Source organism: Streptomyces sp. NPDC003456 (assembly GCF_042878735.1).
Lineage (GTDB): Bacteria > Actinomycetota > Actinomycetes > Streptomycetales > Streptomycetaceae > Streptomyces.
Genome location: NZ_JBIAOK010000004.1, coordinates 206,255 through 230,762 on the forward strand (window position 1 = coordinate 206,255; position 24,508 = coordinate 230,762).

General features: G+C 72.5%; 27 protein-coding genes. 14 read left to right on the forward strand and 13 right to left on the reverse strand.

Features of this window, described 5'->3' with window-relative positions; all coding sequences use genetic code 11:
• Window positions 1–82: 82 nt before the first annotated feature.
• Window positions 83–1,096 (forward strand): tryptophan--tRNA ligase, encoded by a 1,014-nt coding sequence (gene trpS / locus ACFYWG_RS17090; RefSeq protein WP_376331762.1) that lies wholly within the window; start codon window positions 83–85, stop codon window positions 1,094–1,096.
• Window positions 1,097–1,235: 139 nt separating this feature from the next.
• Complete coding sequence (locus ACFYWG_RS17095; protein ID WP_376331764.1) at window positions 1,236–1,814, forward strand: 2'-5' RNA ligase family protein; 579 nt, start codon at window positions 1,236–1,238, stop codon at window positions 1,812–1,814.
• Window positions 1,815–1,836: 22 nt separating this feature from the next.
• Here the strand turns inward: ACFYWG_RS17095 and ACFYWG_RS17100 are convergent, their stop codons facing one another.
• A complete protein-coding gene (locus tag ACFYWG_RS17100; protein ID WP_376331765.1) occupies window positions 1,837–2,592 on the reverse strand; it encodes a decaprenylphospho-beta-D-erythro-pentofuranosid-2-ulose 2-reductase in 756 nt (251 codons plus the stop codon).
• A 19-nt stretch (window positions 2,593–2,611) separates the two neighbouring features.
• Entirely contained in the window at window positions 2,612–3,994 is a 1,383-nt protein-coding gene (locus ACFYWG_RS17105) for an FAD-binding protein (RefSeq protein ID WP_376331767.1), read from the reverse strand.
• 133 nt (window positions 3,995–4,127) lie between these two features.
• Here ACFYWG_RS17105 and ACFYWG_RS17110 point away from each other — a divergent pair, with 133 nt between their 5' ends.
• From ACFYWG_RS17110 to ACFYWG_RS17125, 4 genes are read left to right on the forward strand one after another with little or no spacing between them, the layout of a single operon-like run.
• Window positions 4,128–4,649, forward strand: coding sequence for a phosphatase PAP2 family protein (locus ACFYWG_RS17110; RefSeq protein ID WP_385419188.1), 522 nt, complete (start codon window positions 4,128–4,130; stop codon window positions 4,647–4,649).
• Complete coding sequence (locus ACFYWG_RS17115; protein WP_376331770.1) at window positions 4,642–5,586, forward strand: decaprenyl-phosphate phosphoribosyltransferase; 945 nt, start codon at window positions 4,642–4,644, stop codon at window positions 5,584–5,586. The genes ACFYWG_RS17110 and ACFYWG_RS17115 overlap by 8 nt, the downstream gene beginning before the upstream one ends.
• Entirely contained in the window at window positions 5,583–6,035 is a 453-nt protein-coding gene (locus ACFYWG_RS17120; RefSeq protein WP_383502769.1) for a GtrA family protein, read from the forward strand. The genes ACFYWG_RS17115 and ACFYWG_RS17120 overlap by 4 nt, the downstream gene beginning before the upstream one ends.
• Window positions 6,023–6,940: a YihY/virulence factor BrkB family protein gene (locus ACFYWG_RS17125; RefSeq protein ID WP_376331774.1), complete on the forward strand. Its 918-nt coding sequence runs from the start codon at window positions 6,023–6,025 to the stop codon at window positions 6,938–6,940. The genes ACFYWG_RS17120 and ACFYWG_RS17125 overlap by 13 nt, the downstream gene beginning before the upstream one ends.
• On the opposite strand, the gene ACFYWG_RS17130 is transcribed toward ACFYWG_RS17125, so the two are convergent.
• Window positions 6,888–8,189, reverse strand: coding sequence for a D-alanyl-D-alanine carboxypeptidase family protein (locus ACFYWG_RS17130; RefSeq protein WP_383502766.1), 1,302 nt, complete (start codon window positions 8,187–8,189; stop codon window positions 6,888–6,890). The two genes, ACFYWG_RS17125 and ACFYWG_RS17130, sit on opposite strands and share 53 nt — an antisense overlap.
• Window positions 8,190–8,280: 91 nt before the next feature.
• Here ACFYWG_RS17130 and ACFYWG_RS17135 point away from each other — a divergent pair, with 91 nt between their 5' ends.
• Window positions 8,281–8,520, forward strand: a complete 240-nt coding sequence (locus ACFYWG_RS17135; RefSeq protein ID WP_376331777.1) for an SCO4848 family membrane protein — start codon at window positions 8,281–8,283, stop codon at window positions 8,518–8,520.
• Window positions 8,521–8,543: 23 nt separating this feature from the next.
• Entirely contained in the window at window positions 8,544–9,857 is a 1,314-nt protein-coding gene (locus ACFYWG_RS17140) for a metallophosphoesterase (RefSeq protein ID WP_389202001.1), read from the forward strand.
• Here the strand turns inward: ACFYWG_RS17140 and ACFYWG_RS17145 are convergent.
• The 3 genes from ACFYWG_RS17145 to ACFYWG_RS17155 form a co-directional block, all read right to left on the reverse strand.
• Window positions 9,854–10,639: a TetR/AcrR family transcriptional regulator gene (locus ACFYWG_RS17145; RefSeq protein WP_389202003.1), complete on the reverse strand. Its 786-nt coding sequence runs from the start codon at window positions 10,637–10,639 to the stop codon at window positions 9,854–9,856. The genes ACFYWG_RS17140 and ACFYWG_RS17145 overlap by 4 nt on opposite strands.
• 17 nt (window positions 10,640–10,656) lie before the next feature.
• Window positions 10,657–11,130: a thiol-disulfide oxidoreductase DCC family protein gene (locus ACFYWG_RS17150; protein WP_389202749.1), complete on the reverse strand. Its 474-nt coding sequence runs from the start codon at window positions 11,128–11,130 to the stop codon at window positions 10,657–10,659.
• A 158-nt stretch (window positions 11,131–11,288) separates the two neighbouring features.
• Entirely contained in the window at window positions 11,289–11,696 is a 408-nt protein-coding gene (locus ACFYWG_RS17155; RefSeq protein ID WP_383502756.1) for a hypothetical protein, read from the reverse strand.
• Between the two features lie 121 nt (window positions 11,697–11,817).
• Here ACFYWG_RS17155 and ACFYWG_RS17160 point away from each other — a divergent pair, with 121 nt between their 5' ends.
• Together ACFYWG_RS17160 and ACFYWG_RS17165 are read left to right on the forward strand one after the other, a co-directional pair.
• Window positions 11,818–12,207, forward strand: coding sequence for a hypothetical protein (locus ACFYWG_RS17160; RefSeq protein ID WP_389202005.1), 390 nt, complete (start codon window positions 11,818–11,820; stop codon window positions 12,205–12,207).
• The gene (locus tag ACFYWG_RS17165) at window positions 12,207–14,678 is read left to right on the forward strand and encodes a DUF4132 domain-containing protein (RefSeq protein ID WP_389202007.1); all 2,472 of its coding nucleotides are present in this window, start codon (window positions 12,207–12,209) and stop codon (window positions 14,676–14,678) included. The genes ACFYWG_RS17160 and ACFYWG_RS17165 overlap by 1 nt, the downstream gene beginning before the upstream one ends.
• 3 nt (window positions 14,679–14,681) lie before the next feature.
• On the opposite strand, the gene ACFYWG_RS17170 is transcribed toward ACFYWG_RS17165, so the two are convergent.
• The 6 genes from ACFYWG_RS17170 to ACFYWG_RS17195 form a co-directional block, all read right to left on the reverse strand.
• Entirely contained in the window at window positions 14,682–15,302 is a 621-nt protein-coding gene (locus ACFYWG_RS17170) for a Uma2 family endonuclease (protein WP_389202009.1), read from the reverse strand.
• A gap of 153 nt (window positions 15,303–15,455) precedes the next feature.
• The gene (locus ACFYWG_RS17175) at window positions 15,456–16,235 is read right to left on the reverse strand and encodes a succinate dehydrogenase iron-sulfur subunit (RefSeq protein ID WP_376331790.1); all 780 of its coding nucleotides are present in this window, start codon (window positions 16,233–16,235) and stop codon (window positions 15,456–15,458) included.
• A complete protein-coding gene (gene sdhA / locus ACFYWG_RS17180; RefSeq protein WP_383502744.1) occupies window positions 16,235–17,989 on the reverse strand; it encodes a succinate dehydrogenase flavoprotein subunit in 1,755 nt (584 codons plus the stop codon). The genes ACFYWG_RS17175 and sdhA overlap by 1 nt, the downstream gene beginning before the upstream one ends.
• Window positions 17,990–18,008: 19 nt before the next feature.
• Entirely contained in the window at window positions 18,009–18,491 is a 483-nt protein-coding gene (locus ACFYWG_RS17185) for a succinate dehydrogenase hydrophobic membrane anchor subunit (RefSeq protein WP_376331793.1), read from the reverse strand.
• Between the two features lie 5 nt (window positions 18,492–18,496).
• The gene (sdhC, locus tag ACFYWG_RS17190) at window positions 18,497–18,877 is read right to left on the reverse strand and encodes a succinate dehydrogenase, cytochrome b556 subunit (RefSeq protein WP_037670267.1); all 381 of its coding nucleotides are present in this window, start codon (window positions 18,875–18,877) and stop codon (window positions 18,497–18,499) included.
• Window positions 18,878–19,096: 219 nt separating this feature from the next.
• Window positions 19,097–19,570 (reverse strand): 2-oxo-4-hydroxy-4-carboxy-5-ureidoimidazoline decarboxylase, encoded by a 474-nt coding sequence (locus ACFYWG_RS17195; RefSeq protein WP_383502741.1) that lies wholly within the window; start codon window positions 19,568–19,570, stop codon window positions 19,097–19,099.
• A gap of 275 nt (window positions 19,571–19,845) precedes the next feature.
• Here ACFYWG_RS17195 and ACFYWG_RS17200 point away from each other — a divergent pair, with 275 nt between their 5' ends.
• The 4 genes from ACFYWG_RS17200 to ACFYWG_RS17215 all read left to right on the forward strand — a co-directional run bounded on the left by ACFYWG_RS17200 (window position 19,846) and on the right by ACFYWG_RS17215 (window position 23,276).
• Window positions 19,846–21,453 carry a glycoside hydrolase family 20 protein gene (locus tag ACFYWG_RS17200; RefSeq protein WP_385419236.1) on the forward strand — a complete coding sequence of 536 codons (1,608 nt, stop codon included), beginning with the start codon at window positions 19,846–19,848 and terminating at the stop codon, window positions 21,451–21,453.
• 96 nt (window positions 21,454–21,549) lie between these two features.
• Window positions 21,550–22,056, forward strand: a complete 507-nt coding sequence (locus ACFYWG_RS17205; protein WP_383502738.1) for a hypothetical protein — start codon at window positions 21,550–21,552, stop codon at window positions 22,054–22,056.
• Window positions 22,057–22,163: 107 nt separating this feature from the next.
• Window positions 22,164–22,718, forward strand: coding sequence for a hypothetical protein (locus ACFYWG_RS17210; protein ID WP_376331798.1), 555 nt, complete (start codon window positions 22,164–22,166; stop codon window positions 22,716–22,718).
• 162 nt (window positions 22,719–22,880) lie between these two features.
• Window positions 22,881–23,276, forward strand: coding sequence for a hypothetical protein (locus ACFYWG_RS17215; RefSeq protein ID WP_385419159.1), 396 nt, complete (start codon window positions 22,881–22,883; stop codon window positions 23,274–23,276).
• Window positions 23,277–23,312: 36 nt separating this feature from the next.
• Here ACFYWG_RS17215 and ACFYWG_RS17220 read toward each other — a convergent pair whose 3' ends face one another.
• Window positions 23,313–24,503, reverse strand: coding sequence for an N-acetylmuramoyl-L-alanine amidase (locus ACFYWG_RS17220; protein ID WP_389202014.1), 1,191 nt, complete (start codon window positions 24,501–24,503; stop codon window positions 23,313–23,315).
• Window positions 24,504–24,508: the final 5 nt, after the last annotated feature.

Consider the following 24,508-nt stretch of genomic DNA (forward strand, 5'->3'; position numbering starts at 1 on the left):
CCGCACCGCCGGGACGAAACGGGGCCCCGGCTGTTCCCGGCCGGTTCCGGATCGGGCCGCGGGACCTGAGAGAATGGTGGGCATGGCCACTGACCGACCCCGCGTGCTCTCCGGCATCCAGCCCACCGCCGGCTCGTTCCACCTCGGCAACTACCTCGGCGCCGTCCGCCAGTGGGTGGCCCTCCAGGAGACCCACGACGCGTTCTACATGGTCGTGGACCTGCACGCCATCACCATCCCGCAGGACCCGAAGGACCTGCGGGCGAACACCCGCCTGGCCGCGGCCCAGCTCCTGGCCGCCGGCCTGGACCCGGACCGCTGCACGCTCTTCGTGCAGAGCCACGTCCCCGAGCACGCCCAGCTCGCCTGGGTCATGAACTGCCTCACCGGCTTCGGCGAGGCGGGCCGCATGACCCAGTTCAAGGACAAGGCCGCCAAGCAGGGCACCGACCGCGCGTCGGTCGGCCTGTTCACGTACCCGATCCTCCAGGTCGCCGACATCCTGCTCTACCAGGCCCACGAGGTCCCGGTCGGCGAGGACCAGCGCCAGCACATCGAGCTCACCCGCGACCTGGCCACGCGGTTCAACGGCCGCTTCGGCGACACCTTCACGCTCCCCAAGCCGTACATCCTCAAGGAGACGGCGAAGATCTACGACCTCCAGGACCCGTCGATCAAGATGAGCAAGTCGGCCTCCACGCCGAAGGGCCTCATCAACCTCCTCGACGAGCCGAAGGCCACCGCCAAGAAGGTCAAGAGCGCCGTCACCGACACGGACACCGTGATCCGCTACGACGCGGAGAACAAGCCGGGCGTCAGCAACCTGCTCACGATCTACTCGACCCTCACCGGCGAGAGCATCGGCGAGCTGGAGGCGAAGTACACGGGCAAGATGTACGGCGCGCTCAAGACCGACCTCGCCGAGATCATGGTCGACTTCGTCACGCCGTTCCGGGAGCGCACGCAGCAGTACCTGGACGACCCCGAGACGCTGGACTCGGTCCTGGCCAAGGGCGCCGAGAAGGCCCGCGCGGTCGCCGCGGAGACCCTCGCCCAGGCCTACGACCGGGTCGGCTTCCTGCCCGCCAAGCACTGAACCCGCCCCGGCGCACGGCCGTACCACCGAACAGCGCTGTACATCACTTCCGTTGCGCCTGCCCGTAACCCCCTCGTGGCCGTACAGTCGATAACCGGGTGGTCGTATCAGCGGCCGCACTGACATGACAGGAGACGACGTGGGGACCGTAACGATCGGCGTGTCGATCGCGGTCCCGGAGCCTCACGGCAGCCGGCTTCAGCAGCTGCGCACGGGCTTCGGCGACGCCGCTGCTCACGGCATCCCCACGCACGTCACCCTGCTGCCGCCGACGGAGATCGACGAGACGGCCCTGCCGGCCGTCGAGGCGCACCTCACCGAGGTCGCGGCGGCCGGCCGGCCGTTCCCCATGCGGCTGTCCGGCACGGGCACCTTCCGGCCCCTGTCGCCGGTCGTGTTCGTCCGGGTCGTCGCCGGGGCCGAGGCCTGCACGACCCTCCAGGAGCAGGTCCGCGATCCCGCCGGGCCGATCGACCGCGAGCTGGCGTTCCCGTACCACCCGCACGTCACCGTGGCGCACGGCATCGACGAGGCGGCGATGGACCGGGCCTTCGAGGAGCTCGCCGACTACGCGGCCGAGTGGCCCTGCACCGGCTTCGCCCTGTACGAGCAGGGCGCCGACGGCGTGTGGCGCAAGCTGCGCGAGTTCCCCTTCGGCGGCTCCGTCGTCCCGCCGCAGACCGGCCGCGTGGAGCGCGGCTCGGTCCCCATGCGCTGACCCGGCCCCCGCACCCCGCGGCTCAGAGCGGCAGCCGCCGGAACACCGCGCGCGGCAGGTGCCGTACGGCCGCCATCACCACGCGCAGGGTGCCGGGCACCCACACCGTCTCCGAGCGGCGCCGCAGCCCCAGCTCCACCGCGGTCGCGACCGCCTCGGGCGTGGTGGCCAGCGGCGCCTCGGGCAGCCCGGCGGTCATCCGCGTCCGCACGAAACCCGGGCGCACGACCATGACGTGCACACCCGTGCCGTGCAGCGCGTCCCCGAGCCCCTGCGCGAAGGCGTCCAGGCCGGCCTTGCTGGAGCCGTAGATGAAGTTGGCGCGGCGCGCCCGCTCGCCCGCGACGGACGACATCACCACGAGCGAGCCGTGCCCCTGGGACTGCAGGGACCGGGCGCACACCAGGCCGGCCGAGACCGCGCCGGTGTAGTTGGTCTGGGCGACCCGCACCGCCGCCTCCGGTTCGCGCTCGTCGCGCGCCTGGTCGCCCAGCAGACCGAAGGCGAGCAGCACCATGTCGATGTCGCCCTCGGCGAAGACCTTCTCCAGCACGGCCTCGTGCGAGGACGGGTCGAGGGCGTCGAAGGCGACCGTGCGCACGTCCGCGCCGAGCCCGCGCAGCTGCCCGGCGGCCTCCTCCAGGGCGGGCGAGGGGCGGCCCGCCAGCCAGACCTGGCGGGTGCGGCGGGCGATCAGCCGGCGGGCGGTGGCCAGGGCGATCTCGGAGGTACCCCCGAGGACGAGCAGGGACTGGGGGAGGCCGAAGGCGTCCTTCATGACAGCTCCTAGTGGTTGCCTAGAGATGGAGGCGGCGGGCCAGGTCGGACACGAACACGCCGTGCGGGTCCAGCTCGGCGCGCAGGGTGCGGAACTCCTCGAGGCGCGGGTACATCGCCGCGAGCAGCTCCGGGCGCAACCGGGCGTCCTTGGCGAGGTAGACGCGGCCGCCCGCGGCGGCGACCTCCTCGTCCAGCTCGTCGAGGAACGCGCCGAGCCCGGGCAGGCCGGCCGGGATGTCCAGCGCCAGCGTCCAGCCGGGCACGGGGAACGACAGCCAGCCCGGGTCGGACTCGCCGAAGCGCTTGAGGACGGCCAGGAAGGACGGGCAGCGGTGCGCGGAGATCCGGTGCACGATGCGGCGCAGGGCCTCCTCCTGGCCGTAGCCGACGGCGAACTGGTACTGGACGAAGCCGCCGCGGCCGTAGACCCGGTTCCAGTGCGGCACGCCGTCCAGCGGGTGGAAGAACGCGGAGATCCGCTGGAGCTGCCCGGTGCGGGACCGGGGGGCCTTGCGGTACCAGAGCTCGTTGAACAGGCCCACGGTCGTGCGGCTGAGCAGGCCCTCGGGCAGGACGGCGGGCGCCGCGGGCAGCCGCGAGGTGCGGAAGGCCAGCGGGTCGCGGCGCAGCCGGGCCGGCAGCGCGTCCAGCGGCGCGTGGTCGCCGCGGGTGAGGACCGCGCGGCCGGTCGAGGCGCCCCGGGCCAGCAGGTCGATCCAGGCCACGGAGTAGCGGTAGCGGTGGTCGGTGGCGGCCAGCCGGGCCATCAGGTCGTCGAGGTCCGCCGCGCGCTCGGTGTCGACCGACACCAGCGACGTCTCGACGGGCTGGAGGCGGATCGTCGCGGTGAGGATCACCCCGGTCAGGCCCATGCCCCCGGCGGTCGCGTCGAAGAGGGGCGTGCCGGGGATCACCGTGCGGATCTCGCCGTCGGCGGTGAGCAGTTCGAGCGCGAGGACGTGCCGGGCGAAGGAGCCCGACACGTGGTGGTTCTTGCCGTGGATGTCGGCGCCGATCGCCCCGCCGACGGTGACGTAGCGGGTGCCGGGGGTGACGGGCACGAACCAGCCGAGCGGCAGCAGCACCTCCATCAGCCGATGCAGGGAGACCCCCGCGTCGCACAGGACGGTGCCGCCGTCGGCGTCGATGGCGTGGACGCGGTCCAGGGCCGTCATGTCCAGCACGGACCCGCCCGCGTTCTGCGCCGCGTCCCCGTAGGCCCTGCCCAGTCCCCGGGGGATCCCGCCGCGGGCCCCGCACGCCCGGACGGCTGCCGCGGCCTCCTCGTACGTCCGGGGGCGGATCAGCCGGGCGGCGGTCGGGGCGGTGCGGCCCCAGCCGGTGACGGTGGTGTGGTCCAAGCCCATGACGTCAGAGACGTAATCGGTGTCGGCAGACATGTCCGTGACCGTATCGCCCTACTGTGAGCGATCAGTTCGGGAACATGGCACCTCTCCCCGAAATGGGTGATTAATGGGATGTCGCTCAATATTGCCGTAGTTCATGGCGGGTTGGCGTGAACAGTGAGTCCACATGGACGACCTCGACGACCTGCACGACATGGACCACCGGATCGTTTCGGCGCTCAGGGCCTGCGGCAGCGACCCGCGGGTGGCGGGCACCGCCCGCGCCCTGTCCTGGGCGGGGGAGCACGCGGCGCTGTGGCTCGCGGCGGGGCTCGCCGGAGCCGCCGTGGACCGCAGGAGACGCGGCGCCTGGCTGCGCGGCACGGCCCTGACCGCCGGGGCGCACCTGGCCAGCATGGGGGTGAAGAGGATCGTGCGCCGTCCGCGCCCCGCGCACGTCGAGCCCCTGGTGCGCACCGCCGGCCGGCACTCCTTCCCCAGCTCCCACGCCACGTCCGCGGCGGCCGCCGCCGTCGCCTTCGGCGCCCTCGGGGCCCGTGCCGTCCCGCCGCTCGCCGCGGCCGTGTGCGTCTCGCGCCTGGTGGCCGGTGTCCACTACCCCTCGGACGTCGCCGCCGGGGCGGCCCTCGGCGCGCTCACGGCCCGGCTCGGCGCCCGCTGGATGACGGGAGGCGCCCCCCGTGACTGAGACGGCCGTCCTGCGGCAGCGCACCCCCGAGGAGCGGCCCGCACCGCCCCGCAAGGGCGGCCTCCTGGCCGGCCTGGTCAGGACCGCCCGGCCCAGGCAGTGGGTCAAGAACGTCCTCGTGGTCGCCGCCCCGGCCGCGGCGGGCGAGCTGTTCTCCCGGCACGCCCTGACGCAACTGAGCCTGGTCTTCGTGCTGTTCACCGCCTGCGCCGCCGCCGTCTACCTCGTCAACGACGCCCGCGACGCCGCGTCCGACCGCGCCCACCCCGTCAAGCGGCACCGCCCCGTCGCCGCCGGGCAGGTCCCGGTGCCCGTCGCCTACGCCGTCGGCGGGGCCCTCGGCGTCCTCGCGCCGGTCGCCGCCGCCCGGCTGTGCGGACCGGCCGTCGCCGCCTTGCTGACCGCCTACCTGGCCATGCAACTGGCGTACTGCATCAGCCTGAAGCACGTCCTCGTCGTCGATCTCGCCGTCGTCACCACCGGGTTCCTGATGCGGGCCATGATCGGCGGACTCGCCCTCGGCATCCCGCTCTCGCGCTGGTTCCTCATCACCACCGGGTTCGGCGCGCTGTTCATGGTGGCGGCCAAGCGCTACTCGGAGGCCGTGCAGATGGCCGGCAAGGCGGGCGCCACCCGCGCGCTCCTCACCGAGTACACCACCGGCTACCTGCGCTTCGTCTGGCAGCTCGCCGCCGGTGCCGCCGTCCTCGGCTACTGCCTGTGGGCGATGGAGGAGGGCGGCGTCCCGCACACCAGCGTGCTGCCCTGGCGCCAGCTGTCCATGGTCGCCTTCGTCCTGGCCGTCCTGCGCTACGCCGTGTTCGCCGACCGGGGCACGGCCGGCGAACCCGAGGACGTCGTCCTGCGCGACCGGGCCCTGGCCCTCATCGGGGTGGCCTGGGTGGCCATGTACGGCCTGGCGGTGGCCAACTGGTGACCGCGCGCGCGTGGTGCGGCCCGGGATCCCCGCTGCGGCGAGAGCTCCTGGGCTTCGCCGGCGTCGGTCTGATCGCCTACACCGCCGACCTCGCCCTGTTCACCTTCCTGCGCGGCCCGGCCGGTCTCGGCCCGCTCACCGCCAAGGCGCTGTCCTTCCTGGCCGCCTGCTCCCTCGCCTACGCGGGCAACGCCCTCGGCCCGTACCGGGACCGCCGGCCCAAGGGCCTGCTGCCGTGCGCGGTGTTCGCCGCGGTGAACCTGGCGGGGGCCGCGGTGCAGCTGCTGTGCCTGGCCGTGAGCCACTACGGCCTCGGCCTCACCTCGCAGCGCGCCGACACCGTCTCCGGGGCGGTCGTCGGCATGGCCCTGGCCACGGTCCTGCGGTTCTGGGGTACCCGTACATGGGTGTTCCGGGCGGAGGGCAGAGTCGGATCATGGACTGGCTGAAAAGACTCCCGGTGATCGGGCCGTGGGCGGAGCGGCTGATGATCACCCACGCGTGGCGGTCGTACGAGCGGCTGGACCGCGTGAAGTGGACGCGGCTGGCCGCCGCGATGACCTTCACGAGCTTCGTCGCGCTCTTCCCGCTGCTGACGGTCTCGGCCACCATCGCCGCCGCCACGCTCAGCACCGAGCAGCAGGACCAGCTCCAGGACAAGATCGCCGAGCAGGTGCCCGGCATCTCCGACCGGCTGGACATCGCCGGCCTGGTCGACAACGCGGGCACGATCGGGCTGATCGCGGGCGCCGTGCTGTTCTTCACCGGCGTCAGCTGGGCCGGCTCGATGCGCGAGTCGCTGCGGGCGGTGTGGGAGCTGCCCGACGAGGAGGAGAACCCCGTCGTGCGCTACGGCAAGGACGCCGGGGTGCTGATCGGGCTCGGCGGCGCGCTGCTGCTGACCATCGCCGCCTCCGCCGTCGCCTCCGCGATGGTCGGCTGGATCACCCGGCAGCTCGGCATCGACGAGGGCGGCTTCAGCGGCGTGCTGCTGCACGTCGCCGCGTTCCTGATCGCCGTCCTCGCCGACTTCCTGCTGCTGCTCTACGTCCTGACCCTGCTGCCCGGCGTGGAGCCCACCCGCCACCGGCTGTTCGTGGCGGCGCTGACCGGAGCGGTCGGCTTCGAACTGCTCAAGCTGCTGCTCAGCGGCTATCTGCAGGGCGTGGCGGGGAAGAGCATGTACGGCGCGTTCGGCGTGCCCGTGGCCCTGCTGCTGTGGATCAACTTCACCTCGAAGCTGGTGCTGTTCTGCGCCTCCTGGACGGCGACGCAGAGCAAGCGGGACGAGGTCCCCGCGTTCACGGGCGGGTCCGGCGGCGCACCAGATCCGGCAGCGGCCAGCGGCGGTTGACCAGGAACGCGCCGGCCGCGAGCAGCACGAGCACCCCGCCGGTGATGCCGAGCGCGGCGCCCACCCCGCTGGAGCCGCCCGCGGCCGGGGCACCGGCCACCGGCTTGCCGCCGGTCCCGGTCGAGGTGCCGGAGCCGCTGCCCGCACCCCCGGCCTCCCCCGAGGGGTTGGCGCCGGGCTGGGCACCGGCGGCGCTCCTCGGCGGCACCAGCTCACCCACCGGCTGCACCTTCCCGGCCGCCTTGAAGCCCCAGTCGAACAACCGGGCGGTCTCCTTGTAGACCTCGTTGTGCCCGGACTTCTCCGGGTTCATCACGGTCACCAGCAGCACCTTGCCGTTCCGCTCGGCGACACCGGTGAAGGTGGCGCCCGCGTTGGTGGTGTTGCCGTTCTTCACACCCGCGATGCCCTGGTAGACGGGCACGTCCGAGTCGCCCGCCAGCAGCCGGTTGGTGTTCTGGATCTCGAAGGACTCGCGTACCGACTTGCCCTTCTTGCCCTTCTTCGTCTCGCCGGGGAACTTCGCGGAGACCGTGGCGGCGTACTCCCGGAAATCCTTCTTCTGCATCCCGGAGCGGGCGATCAGCGTCAGGTCGTAGGCCGAGGAGACCTGGCCCTCGGCGTCGTAGCCGTCCGGGCTGACCACGTGCGTGTCGAGGGCCTGCAGCTCCTCGGCGTGCTCGTTCATCTCCCGGACGGTGTTCTCGACGCCCTTGTTCATGGCGGACAGCACGTGCACGGCGTCGTTGCCCGAGCGCAGGAAGACACCGAGCCACAGGTCGTGGACGGTGTAGGTCTCCTCCTCCTTTATCCCCACCATGCTGGAGCCGGCGCCGATCCCGGCCAGGTCGGAGGGCGCGACCTTGTGCTTCCCGGTCCTCGGGAACTTCGGCAGCAGCGTGTCCGCGAACAGCATCTTCAGCGTGCTCGCCGGGGCGAGGCGCCAGTGGGCGTTGTGCGCGGCCAGCACGTCCCCGGTCTCGGCGTCGGCCACGATCCAGGAGCGGGCGCTCACGTCCTTCGGCAGCACCGGCACGCCGCTCGCCAGGTTCACCTGCGTCCCCGGCCTGCCCAGCCGGGCCCCGCCCACGGTCGACATCGATGCCGGGGGAGTGGCCGACGGGCTCGCCGAGGGGCTGCCCGAGGGCTTCGGGGCGGCGACGGCGGCCGGCGCGGCCAGGGCGAGGGACGACAGAACGGCGGAGGCGACCAGCAGGGATCGCCCGGCGGTCTTCTTCGGAGCGGGCACGAGCGGAAACGTACATGCCGTACGGGGGGAAGTCCCGTCCCCGGCCCCACCCCGCGAACGGAACCGGACAGGCCCTGGCGATACTGGGTGCATGAAGCTCAGCCGCCCCGTCTCCTGGTTCCTGCTCGCCTTCGGGGTGTGGAGCTGGGTCATCTGGATCACTTTCGTCAAGAACCTGGCCGAGGACGGCAGCGGGCTCGCCTTCGACGACGGCCGTCCCACGGCCTACTTCTGGGTGCACCTGCTGCTCGCCGTCGTCTCCTTCCTCCTTGGGACGGCTGTCGGGGCCATCGGGTTGCGTGGTCTGCGCGCACTGCGCCGGACGTCATAACGGCAATCGGGAGACACGACACCGTGGCCATCGTCTTCGTGCTCGTCGCCCTGCTGGTCCTGGCCGTCGTCGTGACGGCCAACTGGTACGTGTGGCGACGCCTGTTCCGCGACACCACCCGCGGTCCGGGCCTCACCCGCCGCGCCGGCGCGGTCCTGATCGCCGGCGGCTGGGTCCTGGCGATCACCGCCCTGGTCGCCGAGCGTTCGGGCGCCCCCTTCTGGCTCCAGCAGACCCTCGCCTGGCCGGGCTTCCTCTGGCTGGCCCTGTCGATGTACCTCCTGCTGGCGGTGCTGGCCGGGGAGCTCGTCCGGCCGCTGCTCGCCCGCTTCCTGCAGCGGCGGGACCGGGCCCGGGCGGCGGCACCGGAGGCGGCGGCCGCGCAGAGCGAGCCGGTCGCCGTGCCCGGGGGAGCGGCCGTCGCCGCGGCGGCCGACCGGCGGCAGCCGGCGCCCGGCGGCCCGTCCGAGCCCCCCGCGGCCCCGGATCCGGCCCCCGCCGCGCCCGCCGGCCCCTCCCGCCGCCTCTTCGTCTCCCGCGTCGTCGCCGGGACGGCCGCCGCCGCCGCCGTGGGGACCGTCGGGTACGGGACCTACGGCGTCCTGCGCGGGCCGCGGGTGAAGCGGGTCACCGTGCCGCTGGCCAAGCTGCCGCGCGCCGCGCACGGCTACCGGATCGCCGTCGTCAGCGACGTGCACCTCGGGCCGGTGCTGGGCCGCGGCTTCGCCCAGAAGGTCGTCGACACCGTCAACGCGACCCAGCCCGACCTCATCGCGGTCGTCGGCGACCTGGTCGACGGCAGCGTGAAGGACCTCGGCCCGGCCGCCGCCCCGCTCGCGCAGCTGAGGGCCCGCCACGGGTCGTACTTCGTCACCGGCAACCACGAGTACTTCTCCGGCGCGGAGCAGTGGGTCGAGGAGGTGCGGCGGCTCGGGCTGATCCCCCTGGAGAACGCCCGCAGGGAGATGCCGCACTTCGACCTGGCCGGGGTCAACGACGTGGCCGGCGAGGACGAGGGCCAGGGCCCCGACTTCGCGAAGGCGCTCGGCGACCGGGACACCGCGCGCGCCTGCGTGCTGCTCGCCCACCAGCCGGTGCAGATCCACGACGCCGTCGAGTACGGAGTCGACCTTCAGCTCTCCGGCCACACCCACGGCGGCCAGCTCTGGCCCGGCAACCTCCTCGCCTCCGGCGCCAACCCCACCCTCGCGGGCCTGGAGCGCTACGGCGACACCCAGCTGTACGTCTCGCGCGGCGCCGGCGCCTGGGGCCCGCCCACGCGCGTGGGCGCGCCCTCGGACATCACGGTGATCCAGCTGGCCTCGAAGCAGGCCTAGGCGTCCCCGGGCGGCACGCCCCGGGCCCCGTCCCGGGGTGCCGTGCCATCGCGGCGGGCCGCCGGGTCCGGGACGGCCCGGGTCATCCCGGGCAGGAAGTCCGTGAACAGCTCGTGCACCTCGCGCACGAGCGGGCGCAGCACCCGGAAGCGGGCCAGGGAGACGCCGCGTGCGGTGAGGCGGGCGCCGCGCTCGGCGAGCCGGTAGCTGCGCTCGCGGCCCTCGGTCCGGTCGAAGATCCAGTAAAGGCACAGCCCCATCTGGGACAGCCACATCAACTCGGGCAGGATGCCCCGCAGTTCCTCGGGCACCTTGGTCTTCGTCGCCCCGGCCAGCACGTCCCGGTGGACGCTGATGGCCTCTTCGCGGGCGTGCTCCGACTCGGGGGAGAAGGGGCTGAGCGGGCTGTCCGGATCGGCGGCGTTCTTGAAGAACTGCACCGCGAACTCGTGGTACGGCGCGGCGATGTCCAGCCAGGCCCGCAGCACCCCGGCGAGCCGGGCCTCCAGATCGGTCTCCCGCTCCAGGATCTCCCGGACGGCCACCTGGTGCTCGGCGGCGATCCGGTCGTAGAAGCCCTGGATCAGGTGCTCCTTGCCCGCGAAGTAGTAGTACGCGTTCCCGACGGAGACCCCGGCCTCCGTGGCGATCGCCCGCATGGTCGTCTTGTCGTAGCCGCGCTCCTGGAACAGCCGCATGGCCGTCTCCAGGATCAGGGCGCGGGTCTGCTCGGACTTGGTCGGGGTGGCGCCGTCGTCGGGGCCGTCGTTCTTCGCGGGCACGGGAAGAGAGCCTAACGTCAGCGGTCCGGTGCACGCCGGGGGGCGCAGGTGCCGTCGGGGCAGTCCGGGGCGCGGTAGGTCCAGCCGGTGTCCGGGGCATAGGACCAGCCGTCCGCCCGGCGGTGGACGCGGCCGCCCCGCTGCCCGGCGCCGCCCTGCCCCCGGTGCCAACGCGCCCCGCGCCACTGGGCGGCGGCGAGGACCGCGCCCCGGGCCAGCAGGGCCCCGGACGGGGTGCTCAGCCGGTGGGCGAGCCGCCGGTGACCGCGCAGCGCCCAGAGGGTGACGACCCAGGCGGCCGGGCCCCGGTACACCTGCCCGGCGTCCCCGACGACGGTGATCTCGTCGAGGGTCGCCGCGTGGTCCAGCCCGGGGAAGCGCCGCCGGGCCTCCTCGGAACCGGCCGGGACCGGCTCCAGCGGCACCAGGTGCGGCTGCCGCAGGAGCCAGTCGCGCAGGAACGCGCACAAGGAGCACTCGGCGTCGTACAGGACGGTGAGCCGGCGGACCGGTAGGACGGCGGGCGGCGGCCCGGCTACGGCGACGGGGGCCGGGCCGGGGACCGGCCCCGGGTCCGGTGGAGGGGCCTGCTGCGGGTCAGGGACCGGCCGGGGTCCCGGTGCGGGGGCGTTCACGGGGCGGTCTCCGCTCAGCCCTGTGCCTGCGGGGCGACCCAGCCCTGCGGCGGCACCGGCGGCACCTGCTCCCGCTCCATCACGCCCCGGCGCCGGATGCGGTTGAGGACGTACACGTTGGCCAGGTGCATGACGCCCAGCACCAGGAGCACCACGCCGAGCTTGGTCGACAGGGCCTCGAAGACGCCCCGCGTGTCGGTGATGGTCGCGTCGCCGCTCAGGTACAGCGCGACGAACCCCAGGTTGACCAGGTAGAAGCCGACCACCAGCAGGTGGTTGACGGCGTCGGCGAGCTTCTCGTTGCCGTGCAGCACGTCGGCGAGGAAGATCTTGCCGTTCCGGCTGAGCGTGCGGGCCACCCAGACGGTCAGACCGATGCTGACCAGCAGGTAGATGACGTAGGCGATGACCGTGCGGTCCATTGCCCCCACCCTTCTTGAACACGTTCAAAACGCTGTCGGGGATGACTGTAGACCTCTTTTTGAACATGTTCAATGCAAGCCGGGGGCGTGATTGTCAGTGGTGGCTCGTACTGTCCCGGCCATGGGAATCGTGACGTTCGTCGACGAGACGACGGGGGAGCGGCGTGCGGCCTGGGGGCTGGAGATCGCCGAGGAGCGGCTGAGCGTGCGGGAGTTGATCCGCCGCCGGGTCTTCCAGGAGGTGGCCGAGTTCAACGCCCGGACGCCGCAGGTCTTCCAGGGGCTCGTGCAGCCCGAGGACACCGAACGCGTGCTCAACGGGTACGCGTTGCGCACACCCCGCCGCATCGACCCGGAGGCCCAGACGGCCCTGGCCCTGCGGGCGTTCGCGGGGAACGGCTTCCTGGTCCTGGTTGGGGACCGTCAGCTCACCGACGCGGACGAGGAGATCGACCTCCCGCTCGGCACGGAGGTCACGTTCCTGAAGCTCGTCCCCCTGGTCGGTGGCTGATGAGCGCCTTCCGTACCCCCCGCTCGCACACGGACCGGCTGCGCGACAGGATCACCGACGGCGATACGGGCCGGCTCGCGGACGAGGCGCTGAGCGTGCTGGGGTCCAGCCACGGCGGCTGGGGCCGCGGCCGGGACGAGCTGCTGGACCGGCTCCGCGAGCTGCCGGACGACCGCCGCCGCGCGCTGCTGCACGCCCTGGCCGACCGCTTCGCCCGGGCGGGCGACGACACCGAGGACCGCTGCCGCCACCTCGCCCTGTGCGCCCTGGTCTCCGACGGCCTCGCCGACGACCCGCTCGCCGCCGAGCGCCGCCGTGCCCTGGACGACCTGGCCCGGCGGCAGACCTTCTGGTACGCGGCCCGCTTCGACGTCCTGGCCCGGGCCGAACTGGCCGCGGGCCGCCCGCTGTCCGCACCTGTCGTGGCCGTGGTCCGCCGCGCCGCCCTGGACGCCTACCGGGCGGACGACCTCGTGACGTTGGCCCGGCAGCTCACCGACCCTGTCCTCAACGTCGGCGAGGCCTGGGCCGACCAGGCCCTGCGCGACGCCACCACCCCCGACTGGCAGGCCCTTCTGCGGCACGCGCTGACCGCCACCGCCTCCAAGCCGACGGCGAAGTGGGACAAGGGCGCGCGGGCCCTGCTGGACACCCTCGGCGCGGACCCCGTCCGCGAGCGGATCCTCTCCTGGATCGCCCTCGTCGGCCGCCCCCGCACGCTCCCCCTGGACCGCCGCGAGTGGGAGCCGGACGTCAACAGCGCCTACGACCCGTACAACGCGACCGCCCTGCGCGGCCTGGCCTGGCTCCTCTCCCTGCTGCCGCCCGACCCCGGCACGGCCCGGGCCCTGGGCGCCCTGGTCGAGACCTCGCTCAAGAAGGTCGCGGGCCTCGGCCCCCGCAACCCGAAGGTCGCCAACGCGGGCGTGGTCGCGCTCGCCCGCGTCGACTCCGAGGCCGCCCTCGCCGAACTGGCCCGGCTGGCCACGCGGGTGACGTACAAGAACACCGCCAAGCTCCTCGACACGGCCCTGGAGGCCCGCGCCACCGCACTCGGCCTCAGCCGCGAGGAGATCGAGGAACTGGCGGTCCCGGCCTACGGGCTGACGGAGGTCGGCCGGGCCACCCGCCGACTCGGCGAGGCGACGGCCCTGCTGGAGATCGAGGGCACCCGTACGGTCCTCACCTGGCGCAACGCCGCGGGCAAGCCCGTCAAGAGCGTGCCGGCGGCCGTGAAGCGCGACCACGCCGACGAGCTGAAGGACCTGAAGGCGGCGGTCAAGGACATCGACAAGATGCTCTCGGCGCAGAGCGAGCGCCTGGACCGCCAGTTCCTGGCCCGCCGCGGCTGGCCCTGGGCCGTCTGGCGCGAGCGCTACCTCGACCACCCCCTGGTCGGCACGCTGGCCCGCCGCCTGCTGTGGACGGTCGACGGCACGACCGCCGGCTACGCGGACGGCGAGCTGCGGACCCTGTCCGGCGGACCCGTGCGGGAGGGCACGCGGGTGGAGCTGTGGCACCCGGTGGGGCACGAGCCGGCCGAGATCGTCGCCTGGCGCGACTGGCTGGAGCGGCACGGCGTCACCCAGCCGTTCAAGCAGGCCCACCGCGAGGTCTACCTGCTCACGGACGCCGAACGCGCCACCCGCACCTACTCCAACCGCTTCGCGGCGCACGTGCTGCGCCAGCACCAGTTCCACTCCCTGGCGGCGATCCGCGGCTGGCGCAACAAACTCCGCCTGTGCGTCGACGACTCGGCCCCGCCCGCCGTGCGGGAGCTGCCCCGGTGGGGCCTGCGCGCCGAGTACTGGATCGAGGGCGACGGCGAGGAGTACGGCGTCGACACCACCGAGTCCGGCAGCTACCTGCGCCTGCGCACCGACCAGGTCCGTTTCTACCCGATCGGCGCCCCGGAGAACCGGGCCCACTGCTCCGGCGGTGAGTACACCATGTGGCTCACCCCCGGCCGGGACCCCGTCGAGCCCGTCCCGCTGGAGGACATCCCGCCCCTGGTCCTCTCCGAAGTCCTGCGCGACGTCGACCTGTTCGTGGGCGTCGCCAGCATCGGCAACGACCCGACCTGGCAGGACGGCGGCCCCGGCGGCCGGTTCCGCGAGTACTGGAGGTCGTACGGCTTCGGTGAGCTGAACCAGAGCGCCGAGACCCGCAGGCTCCTGCTGGAACGCCTGGTCCCGCGCCTGGCGATAGCCGACCGCTGCACCCTGGAGGGCCGCTTCCTGCACGTCGAGGGCGACCGCCACACGTACAAGATCCACCTCGGCTCGGGCAACATCCTCAGAACCCCGAACGACCAGTACCTCTGCATCGTCCCGAAGTCCGACCCGAAGGCCCAGGGGACGGGCTACCTGCCCTTCGAGGGCGACCGCATGCTGTCGGTGATCCTGAGCAAGGCGATGCTGCTGGCGGACGACACGAAGATCACGGACCCGACGATCCTGAGCCAGCTGTGAGCCTCAGTCGCTCGTCCTGGCCTGCCCGGTCTTGAGGATCTCGGCCACGTCGAGGGTCACCTTCGCGCCGATGGAGTCGGGGAGGGTGACGAGCTCGCCGGGGGCGTGCGGGCGGTGCTTCTCGTAGTCGCTTCCCACCGGGTCGGTCAGGACGTGGAGGCGCTGGTGCTTGCGGTCGACGACGACGTAGACGGGCACCTTCGCCTCGGCATAGGCGGCGACCTTGGTCCTCAGGTCGTCCTTCCAGTTGCCGGAGGTGACCTCGAGGACGAGACGGAAGCAGGCGGGGTCGTACGCGTTGTTCTCGACGAGGTGGTCGTCGATGTCGGCGTCCACCACCACGAGATCGGGAATGGCGTAGTCCTCGCCACCGGTGGGGAGCCAGAGACCGACGTTCTGAAGGACCTCGGTCTCGCCGTCGTGCAGGCCGGCGGCGATGAACGGAATCATGATGCCTGTCAGGGCGCGGGCGTGGGGGGCATCCGGTGAGGGGGTCACGAGGAGATGGCCTCCGATGATCTCGACGCGGTAGCCCGGATGGCGCTCCATGATCTCGTCGGCGATGGTCGTCAGGGTGACCGGCTCTTCGTCGTGGAAGGGCTGCTCGACGGAAGCTGCGGACATCAGGTGCCTCCTGGGGGCTGGTGTCGAGAGCATCATCGTAGGCCGGACACCCCCCGGGCGTCCGGTCCCGGACTCGTTCACCCGATGGTGTGGCATATGCCAGAAGGCCCCGTCACCAGCGGCGACGGGGCCCTCTCGGTCAAGCGGCGGGGCTCAGTAGCGGCGCGTGATCAGCGCCCTCTTCACCTCGGCGATCGCCTTCGTGACCTCGATACCGCGCGGGCAGGCGTCCGTGCAGTTGAAGGTCGTGCGGCAGCGCCACACGCCCTCGCGGTCGTTGAGGATCTCCAGGCGCTGCTCGCCGGCCTCGTCACGCGAGTCGAAGATGAAGCGGTGCGCGTTGACGATGGCCGCCGGGCCGAAGTACTGCCCGTCGTTCCAGAAGACCGGGCACGACGTGGTGCACGCCGCGCACAGGATGCACTTCGTGGTGTCGTCGAAGCGCTCGCGGTCCTCGGCGGACTGCAGCCGCTCACGCGTGGGCTCGTTCGTGTCCTTCGTGATGAGGAAGGGCATGACGTCCCGGTACGCCTGGAAGAACGGCTCCATGTCGACCACGAGGTCCTTCAGGACCGTGAGGCCCTTGATGGCCTCGACCGTGATCGGCTTCTCGGGGCTGATGTCCTTGATCAGGGTCTTGCAGGCGAGGCGGTTCTTGCCGTTGATCCGCATGGCGTCGGAGCCGCAGATGCCGTGCGCGCAGGAACGGCGGAACGTGAGCGTGCCGTCGAGCTCCCACTTGATCTTGTGGAGGGCGTCGAGGACGCGCTCCTTGGGGTCGATCTCCACCTGGAAGTCTTCCCAGGTCGCGTCCGCCGAGACCTCGGGGTTGAAGCGGCGGATGCGGAACGTGACCGTGATGTAGGGGGAGTCGGCGAAACCGGGCTCGGGCTTGCCGGCCGCGTCTTCCTTGTCCAGAACGGGGGTAGCCATCAGTACTTACGCTCCATCGGCTGGTAGCGGGTCTGGACGACCGGCTTGTAGTCGAGACGGACGGTTTCGGAGCCGTCGGCGCCGACCTCGCGGTACGCCATGGTGTGCCGCATGAAGTTGACGTCGTCGCGGTTCGGGTAGTCCTCGCGGTAGTGACCGCCGCGGGACTCCTTGCGGGCGAGCGCGGAGACGGCCATGACCTCGGCGAGGTCGAGCAGGTTGCCCAGCTCGATGGCCTCCAGCAGGTCCGTGTTGAACCGCTTGCCCTTGTCCTGGATCGCCACGTTCCGGTAGCGCTCGCGCAGCTCCGCGATCTTCTCGACCGCCGTCTTGATGGTCTGCTCGGTGCGGAACACCATGACGTTCGCGTCCATGGTCTCCTGCAGCTCGCGCCGCAGCTCGGCCACGCGCTCGGCGCCGGTGGAGTTGCGCAGCCGCTCCACCTGCTCCAGCACCAGCTCCGCCGGGTTCTCCGGCAGCTCGACGAAGTCCGCCTTCTGCGAGTACTCCGCCGCCGCGATGCCGGCCCGCTTGCCGAAGACGTTGATGTCCAGCAGCGAGTTGGTGCCCAGGCGGTTGGCGCCGTGCACGGACACGCAGGCGACCTCGCCGGCCGCGTACAGGCCGGGCACGACCGTGGTGTTGTCCGCCAGGACCTCACCCTCGACGTTGGTCGGGATGCCGCCCATCGCGTAGTGCGCGGTGGGCTGGATCGGGATCGGGTCCGTGTAGGGCTCGATGCCGAGGTAGGTGCGGGCGAACTCGGTGATGTCCGGGAGCTTGGCGTCCAGCTGCTCCGGCGGCAGGTGCGTGAGGTCGAGGTAGACGTGGTCGCCCTCGGGACCGCAGCCGCGGCCCTCACGGATCTCCGTGTAGATGGAGCGGGACACGACGTCACGGGACGCGAGGTCCTTCATGACCGGCGCGTACTTCTCCATGAAGCGCTCGCCGTCCTTGTTGCGGAGGATGCCGCCCTCACCGCGGGCGCCCTCCGTCAGCAGGATGCCCATGCGCCAGATGCCGGTCGGGTGGAACTGGAAGAACTCCATGTCCTCCAGCGGCAGGCCCCGGCGGTAGACCGCGGCCTGGCCGTCACCGGTCAGGGTGTGGGCGTTGGACGTCACCTTGAAGAACTTGCCGCAGCCGCCCGAGGCGTAGATCACGGACTTCGCGTGGAAGACGTGGATCTCACCGGTGGCCAGCTCGTAGGCCACCACACCGGCCGACTTCTTGACGCCGTCGACCTCGGTGATCAGCTGGTCCAGGACGTAGAACTCGTTGTAGAACTCCACGCCCTCCTTGACGCAGTTCTGGTACAGCGTCTGGAGGATCATGTGGCCGGTGCGGTCGGCCGCGTAGCAGGAGCGGCGGACCGGGGCCTCGCCGTGGTTGCGGCTGTGACCGCCGAAGCGGCGCTGGTCGATGGTGCCGTTCGGCGTGCGGTTGAACGGCAGGCCCATCTTCTCCAGGTCGAGGACGGAGTCGATGGCCTCCTTCGCCAGGATCTCGGCGGCGTCCTGGTCGACCAGGTAGTCACCGCCCTTGACCGTGTCGAAGGTGTGCCACTCCCAGTTGTCCTCCTCCACGTTGGCCAGCGCGGCGGCCATGCCGCCCTGCGCGGCGCCCGTGTGGGAGCGGGTGGGGTAGAGCTTGGTGAGCACGGCGGTGCGGCTGCGCTTCGTCGACTCGATGGCGGCGCGCATACCGGCGCCACCGGCGCCGACGATGACGGTGTCGTACTTGTGGATCTTCATGATTCTCGCAGCCCCGTGCCTAGCGGATGTTCGGGTCGAAGGTGAAGATCACCAGCGTGCCCAGCAGGATGGTGAACACCGTGGCGGTGTAGAGCAGAGCCTTCAGCCACAGCCGGGTCTGCGCGCGCTCGGCGTAGTCGTTGATGACCACGCGCAGGCCGTTGGCGCCGTGCAGCATCGCCAGCCACAGCATCAGCAGGTCCCAGACCTGCCAGAACGGGGACGCCCAGCGGCCGGCCACGAAGGCGAAGCCGATCTTGGAGACGCCGCCGTCCAGCACGAGCTGGATCAGCAGGTGGCCGAGGACCAGCACGACCAGCACGACGCCCGACAGGCGCATGAAGAGCCAGGCGGCGAGCTCGAAGTTGCCCCGGGTGGACTTGGGGGACTTCTTGGTGCGCTTGCGCGGGGCCTCGATGAGGGGCGCCGGGTTGTCGACGGTGTAGACGGCGCCGCCCTCGACGGGGCCCACGCCGGCTGCGGTCTTGTCAGTCGTGGACATTGGCGTCAGCTCCCGAACAGTTCACGAGCGGCGTGGCCGAGCACGGGGTAGATCGCCCCGAGCATCAGCACGACCCACAGGGCGACGACGGTCCAGAGCATCTGCTTCTGGTAGCGGGCGCCCTTGATCCAGAAGTCGACGGCGATGACACGCAGGCCGTTGAGCGCGTGGAAGAGGATGGCGGCGACGAGGCCGTACTCCAGCAGCGCGACGATCGGCGTCTTGTACGTGGCCACGACCTTGTCGTAGGCCTCCGGGGACACACGGACGAGCGCGGTGTCCAGCACGTGAACGAACAGGAAGAAGAAGATGAGGACGCCGGTGACTCGGTGAGCCACCCAGGACCACATTCCTTCCCGGCCGCGGTACAGCGTTCCAGCCGGCACGGAAGTTTCCTCCGGGAGCGGTGATTGGGGCCGCGCCGGCTTTCCTTGTCGGTCGGGCCCGGCCGGGTACGGTCCACCGGCCCCCAGCATCGTAGCGAGGCGCTGCCGCTCGGCTGAGCGGGGGTCCCCGGGTGTGATCAAACTGGCACGCAAAGAGGTACGGGTGGGCTAGTGCGGCCCGGGGTCCCGCGGCGTCCGTGCGGTGCCGGGTGCGGGCCGTCAGCGGCTGATCGCGCAGTTCCCCGCGCCCTGGAGGGCGTCCAGCAGGCGCCCCCTCGCCAGGCGCCGCAGTTCGTCGGCGGTCACCGCCCGCTCCTCCTCCGGATCGTTCGCCAATCGTGACCGGATGGCCTCCAGGAGGCGGTCCAGCACCTCGGCCGGGGACACCCCGTCGAGGCAGATCACGAACACGTGCCCGAAGCGGGCCTCGTAGGCGGCGTGCGCCGCGCCCAGGGCCGTGTGGGCCGCGGAGTAGGCGTCCGGCGGGAGCGCGGGCAGGGACTCGGCGGCCAGGGCCTCGCTCAGATCGGCCCAGGTGAGGTCGTAGGCCGCCTCGTCCGCCGCGGCCAGCAGGGAGTCCACGTCAGGGTAGGGGCGGTGGTCGGCGACGCGCCGGGACCAGCGGGCGCTGTGCAGGCAGGAGAGGAGGATGCGTCGCAGGTCCTCGGCACAGGCCGCGTTGAAGGGCTCCACCGGTATGTCGAGCCGGCCGGGGAGATCGGGGAGACGGTGCGCGGGCAGCGTGGGTCCTCGTGGGCGTGACGTGTGTCAGCAGGGCACTCTGTGAGAGTTGTGACGTCACGCTATCGAGTGCGACCGAGACGTGTCCGACGGATGCCCGAATTTCACTCGGGAGAGAGAGTTTCGGAACGCGTGGTGGACGCGCGCGGTACCGGATCGGGTTTTAGGTTGGCGGTGTGAGTCAGCACAGGCGCCGGGCTCCGGCGAAGCAGGCAAGGCAGCGGCAGGTGCTGGTCGTGACCCTGGCGGTGGCCCTGGTCGTGGTCGCGGCCGGGGTGGGCCTCGGGCTCTGGGCGGCCTCCGGTGACGGCGGGTCCACGGGGCCGGAGGCGAGATCGACCCAGGGGGGCGCGGCAGCGGCCCCCACCAGCACCGGTCCGGACGCCGAGCCCAGTCCGAGCCGCTCCTACCCCCTGTCCGAGGCGCCCCGGACGATTCCCGCCGTGCGCGAGCACACCCCGGCCCGCGGGCCGGGCTGGCAGCCCGAGAAGGGCGACCGGGTCGTGGTGAACGACCCCGCCCTCGCCGACGAGGGCCGCCTGGTCGCCGGTGAGCTGGGGCTGTCGTACGCGGGCGAGAAGGACGACCGGCGCGAGGGGGACCTGCGGCTCACGCTGAACGACGGCAAGGGCGCGAACCCCGAGTCGTACGTGATGACCGTGGGCGACGGGCGCGTGGAGATCAGCGGGCCCGCCGAGGCCGGTGTGTTCCACGGCACCCGCACCCTGAAGCAGGAGACGCACGACGGCGGCACCGCTCCCGAGGGCGTGGTGAAGGACGAGCCGGCCAAGCCGGTGCGCGGCTTCATGCTCGACATCGCGCGCAAGAACTTCACGGCCGGCTGGATCGAGGACCGGGTCCGCGAGCTGGGCGACCTGAAGTACAACCAGCTGGGGCTGCACTTCTCCGACGACCAGGGCTTCCGCATCGAGTCCGACACGCACCCGGAGATCGTCTCCGAGCAGCACCTGACCAAGGCCCAGGTCCGGAAGATTATCGACCTGGCGGAGAGCCGGCACATCACGATCGTGCCCGAGATCGACTCGCCCGGGCACCTCGGCGCGGTCATCGCGGCCCACCCCGACCTGCAGCTGCGCACCGTGCAGGGGTCGCCCGTGCAGGGCGCCATCGACATCTCGAAGGCGGAGAGCGCCGAGATCGTCGACGACCTGCTGAACGAGTACGCGGAGCTGTTCCCCGGCAGGCCCTGGCACCTGGGAGCCGACGAGTACCAGGCGCTGGTGCGCTCCGACCCCGAGGCCTCCTTCCCGCAGCTGGCCGCGGCCGCGCGCGAGGAGTACGGCTCCGGCGCCACCGTCGCCGACCTCACCACCGGCTGGCTGAACGACCGGGCCGCGACCGTACGCGAGCACCAGCGCGTCCCGCGGGCCTGGAACGACGGCTTCTTCCGCGGCGGGTCCGTGCAGGCGGACGAGGACATCCAGGTCGCCTACTGGACGGGCAAGGAGATCGGCGCCCGGGCGCCTCTGGAGTACCTGGAGGCCGGCCGCAAGGTGATCAACTACAACGACGAGTTCCTCTACTACGTGCTCGGCGAGCCGCAGACCTTCGTCTATCCGACCGGGCAGCGCATCTACGAGCAGTGGACGCCGCGGGTGCTGCGCGGCACCGCCGCCGTGCCCGCCCGCTACGACGGGCAGATCCTCGGCGGGTCGTTCGCCGTCTGGTGCGACCTGGCGAACGCGCAGACCGAGACGCAGGTGGCCGCCGGGATCCGGATGCCGCTGCGGGCGACCGTGCAGAAGCTCTGGGACCCGGACAAGCCCGAACTGAGCTGGGCACAGTTCCGGGCACTGGCGGACAGGCTCGGCTGACCGGCGGACGAATTGCCCCAACGGGCTGCGTACGCCCGTGCGGCTGTGGTGGTCTGTCCGACGCGAGCCGAGTCGGACAGGCCGGGGGGACCGGACATGGGCTACTGGGGTTACTTCGTCGTGGGCCGCGGGGACCGGCCGCTGGCCGGGACGCAGGCGCTGGCGGGCGCCCGGGACGCCCTGACCCGGCGCGCGTCGGCGCCGGGCGGATGGCAGGTCTGGGAGTACGCGAGCAGCGACGGCGACCTGGGCAGCATGAACGCCCTCGCGAGCGAGACCGGGGCGCCCGCGCTGTTCGGGTACGTGATGAACAGCGCCTGCGTGGTGGTGGAGGCCGCGGCGCCGGAGAGCGGGGCGTGGACGACCTGCCTCGCCAGATCCGCGATGGCCGGGTACGTGGGTGGCGGCGGCCGGGGACTCACGCTGGAGGACTACTTCCTCGAACCGCGCGACGCGGCCGAACGGGCCGTCCGCTGGGCCGCCGAGGCCGGGCACGAGGTGAACGCCGACGCCTTGGCCGACGTACTGACCTCGGACCCCGATCCTCTGGCCGAAAACCTCTTTTTCCGCTTCCTCGACCGACTGGGCGTGGTGCCCCTGTGACACTCCCGGTCCGTCGCACGCAGTAAGGGAAAGTGCGGGATCCGTGAGGGGTGTGGCCGGGAACGGCCTGGCCGGGCCCTGGTGAAGGCCCGCGGAGGGAGGCGTGGATGAGTCTGGTGGAGTTGATCGCACAGGCCGACGAGCGCGGGCTGGCCGCGAGCGGGCTGGCTTGTTTGGATCGGTGCGTGCCCCTGCTGGGCGGTGACGACGAGGTGCTGCGTCCGCTGTGGGCGAGTCTGACCGACGCGGCCGGGGCCGGCGAGTGGGGCGAGCGGCTGGAGCAGACCCGGGCGAAGCTGGACGCCCCGGGCGCCGGCGACGAGGCCGCCGTGCTCGCGCACCGGATGCTGCGGGACGCCCCGGCCGACCTGTCCGGCGGCGCGGTCCGGGCGTGGGCCGACGCCTGCTCGGTGGCCTCCCTGCAGATCCACCGCCTCCTCGACACCGCCGAGGACGAGGCCGGCTCGGTCGACGCCCGCCGCGAGGGCCGTACGGACGGCATGTCGCCGCTCGTCGCCGCCGAACTGCGCCGGCAGGTCACCGTGCTGGAGGTCCTCGCCGGGCACGGACCGGCCGGACTGCGCCGGGCCCTGGAGATCTCCGTCGAGGGCCGCCGGGTGCTGCGCGCGGTGGTGTCCCGCCGCAGCCGGCAGCAGGGCTGAGGCGGGCCGCGGGATGCCCTCCCGTGTCGCCGGCCGGCCCAAACCCCGTGCCTGCAAGGGTCCTGTGAGTGTCCCCCGGACACGGTGGGGTGGTGTTGCGCCGCTTCCGGGAAGGCGCCGGATCGGGGTGACGAAACGGTTCTCCCGAGCGCTTTCCCGAGTGTGACGACTCAAGCGGAGACCAGGCCTTCCGCCGCGGCCAAGCCGGTGCGCTGGGCGGCGGACACAGTGGCGACCATGCGCGAGGGAGCACGGCTGCGGCTCGACTACTCGGCGCAGAGCCTGTGGCGGATCGACCGGATGATCGAGGAGATACGGCGCGAGGGGACGCCGTACGCGGCGGTGCGGGAGGTGCTGCGCGGCTTCGGCGCCTACGCCGGTGAGGTGATGGCGCGTCAGAGCGGCGCCGAGTGGTGGGCGAGCGGCGGCGAGCACTGGGTCCGCACGCCCGACGGGCGTCTGTGGGACCCGATCGACGAGGCCCGCCGCTGCTGGTCGGGGCACGGCTCGCTGCGGCTGCTGTGCCGGGACGCGGCGCAGGCCGCGCCCCGGCAGTAGGCCGGCGCGCGCACGCCGCGTCCCGGCGGGGCGGGTTCAGCGGCCGGACGGGGCCTCGGCGCTCGGTCCGGCCGGGGCCGCTCCGGTCGGACCGGCGGCGTTCGCGGCCAGGGTGCGGATCTCGGGCAGGTCGTCGTAGAGGTGCTGCCCGGGGCACTCGGTCGGGTAGCCGTCGCGGTGCCCGGAGATGCGGTTCATGGTGACCTTCTGGCCCAGCTTGTACTTGCCGTTGTCCGCCCCGGCCGTGAGCACCACCGTCCCGGTGGGGTCGATGCCGTACAGGCCGAGCTTCCAGGCGGCGACCTTGGCGACCGACTCGCGCACCACGGCGGGGGCGGTCGCCGTCGAGTAGTCGCCGAGCACGGAGACACTGCTGGTCGCGGTGTTGAACCCGTAGGTGTGCGCGCCGAGGACGGGCTTGTCGACGCCGCCCGCGCGGCCCTCGAAGACGGTGCCGCACTTGTCGACGAGGAAGTGGTAGCCGATGTCGTTCCAGCCGTTGCTCTTCACGTGGTACAGGAACACGCCCCGCACGATCGACGCCGATTCCGCGCACGCGTAGTCGTTGGTGCCCGCCGTGTGGTGGACGAAGATCGCCTGCGTGTCCGAGGTGTAGGTCGGCGGGTCCTTCACCAGTGACTCGTCGGCCCCCCACGCCGAGCGGGAGGTCATCGCCGGGCGCTCCGCGAAGGGCGCCCCGGCTGCCGGAGGGGCGGCGGCCGGGGGAACGGCGGCCGGAGGGACGGCGTCCGGGTCGACGGGCCCGGTGTGGACCGCGTCCTTGCCGCCGGCCGGGTCGACCAGGTCGACGCGCAGCCCCTCGGGCAGCGCCGCGCCCGCCACCCGCACCTGCACCCCGTCCGAGGGACCGGTCCACAACGGCTGCGTGCCGCCGCGCACCCCGGCGCGGTCGTGGTCGGGTCCGGTCTCGGGCGTCCGGACACCGGCGTCCAGGGCGCGCCAGGCGCTCCACGCGCCGGTCTCCCGGGAGCGGGTGCGCACCTGTGCGGTGCCCTCCAGCTGCGCCTTCGGGTCGTCCCAGGTCACCCCGAGGAGGCTGAACGGTTCGGTGGTGCGCGGGGCGAGGGACCGGTCGTGCGGGTCCCCGTCGGGCACCCGGACGGTGTGCACCCCGTCGGAGGAGTCGGCCCGGGCGGGCTGGGTCAGACCGAGGGCGCCGAGGGCCAGGGCGGTGGCGACCGCGGTGCGCAGCAGGCGGGAGGTCATACGGC

Coding starts and splice junctions, on each gene's coding strand:
- ACFYWG_RS17175 (WP_376331790.1), bottom strand. CDS start 16,235: ATGGCTACCCCCGTTCTGGACAAGGAAGACGCGGCCGGCAAGCCCGAG.
- ACFYWG_RS17165 (WP_389202007.1), top strand. CDS start 12,207: ATGAGCGCCTTCCGTACCCCCCGCTCGCACACGGACCGGCTGCGCGAC.
- ACFYWG_RS17110 (WP_385419188.1), top strand. CDS start 4,128: ATGGACGACCTCGACGACCTGCACGACATGGACCACCGGATCGTTTCG.
- ACFYWG_RS17105 (WP_376331767.1), bottom strand. CDS start 3,994: ATGTCTGCCGACACCGATTACGTCTCTGACGTCATGGGCTTGGACCAC.
- ACFYWG_RS17155 (WP_383502756.1), bottom strand. CDS start 11,696: ATGGACCGCACGGTCATCGCCTACGTCATCTACCTGCTGGTCAGCATC.
- trpS (WP_376331762.1), top strand. CDS start 83: ATGGCCACTGACCGACCCCGCGTGCTCTCCGGCATCCAGCCCACCGCC.
- ACFYWG_RS17100 (WP_376331765.1), bottom strand. CDS start 2,592: ATGAAGGACGCCTTCGGCCTCCCCCAGTCCCTGCTCGTCCTCGGGGGT.
- ACFYWG_RS17185 (WP_376331793.1), bottom strand. CDS start 18,491: ATGTCCACGACTGACAAGACCGCAGCCGGCGTGGGCCCCGTCGAGGGC.
- ACFYWG_RS17210 (WP_376331798.1), top strand. CDS start 22,164: ATGAGTCTGGTGGAGTTGATCGCACAGGCCGACGAGCGCGGGCTGGCC.
- ACFYWG_RS17125 (WP_376331774.1), top strand. CDS start 6,023: ATGGACTGGCTGAAAAGACTCCCGGTGATCGGGCCGTGGGCGGAGCGG.
- ACFYWG_RS17205 (WP_383502738.1), top strand. CDS start 21,550: ATGGGCTACTGGGGTTACTTCGTCGTGGGCCGCGGGGACCGGCCGCTG.
- ACFYWG_RS17220 (WP_389202014.1), bottom strand. CDS start 24,503: ATGACCTCCCGCCTGCTGCGCACCGCGGTCGCCACCGCCCTGGCCCTC.
- sdhA (WP_383502744.1), bottom strand. CDS start 17,989: ATGAAGATCCACAAGTACGACACCGTCATCGTCGGCGCCGGTGGCGCC.
- ACFYWG_RS17135 (WP_376331777.1), top strand. CDS start 8,281: ATGAAGCTCAGCCGCCCCGTCTCCTGGTTCCTGCTCGCCTTCGGGGTG.
- ACFYWG_RS17160 (WP_389202005.1), top strand. CDS start 11,818: ATGGGAATCGTGACGTTCGTCGACGAGACGACGGGGGAGCGGCGTGCG.
- ACFYWG_RS17170 (WP_389202009.1), bottom strand. CDS start 15,302: ATGTCCGCAGCTTCCGTCGAGCAGCCCTTCCACGACGAAGAGCCGGTC.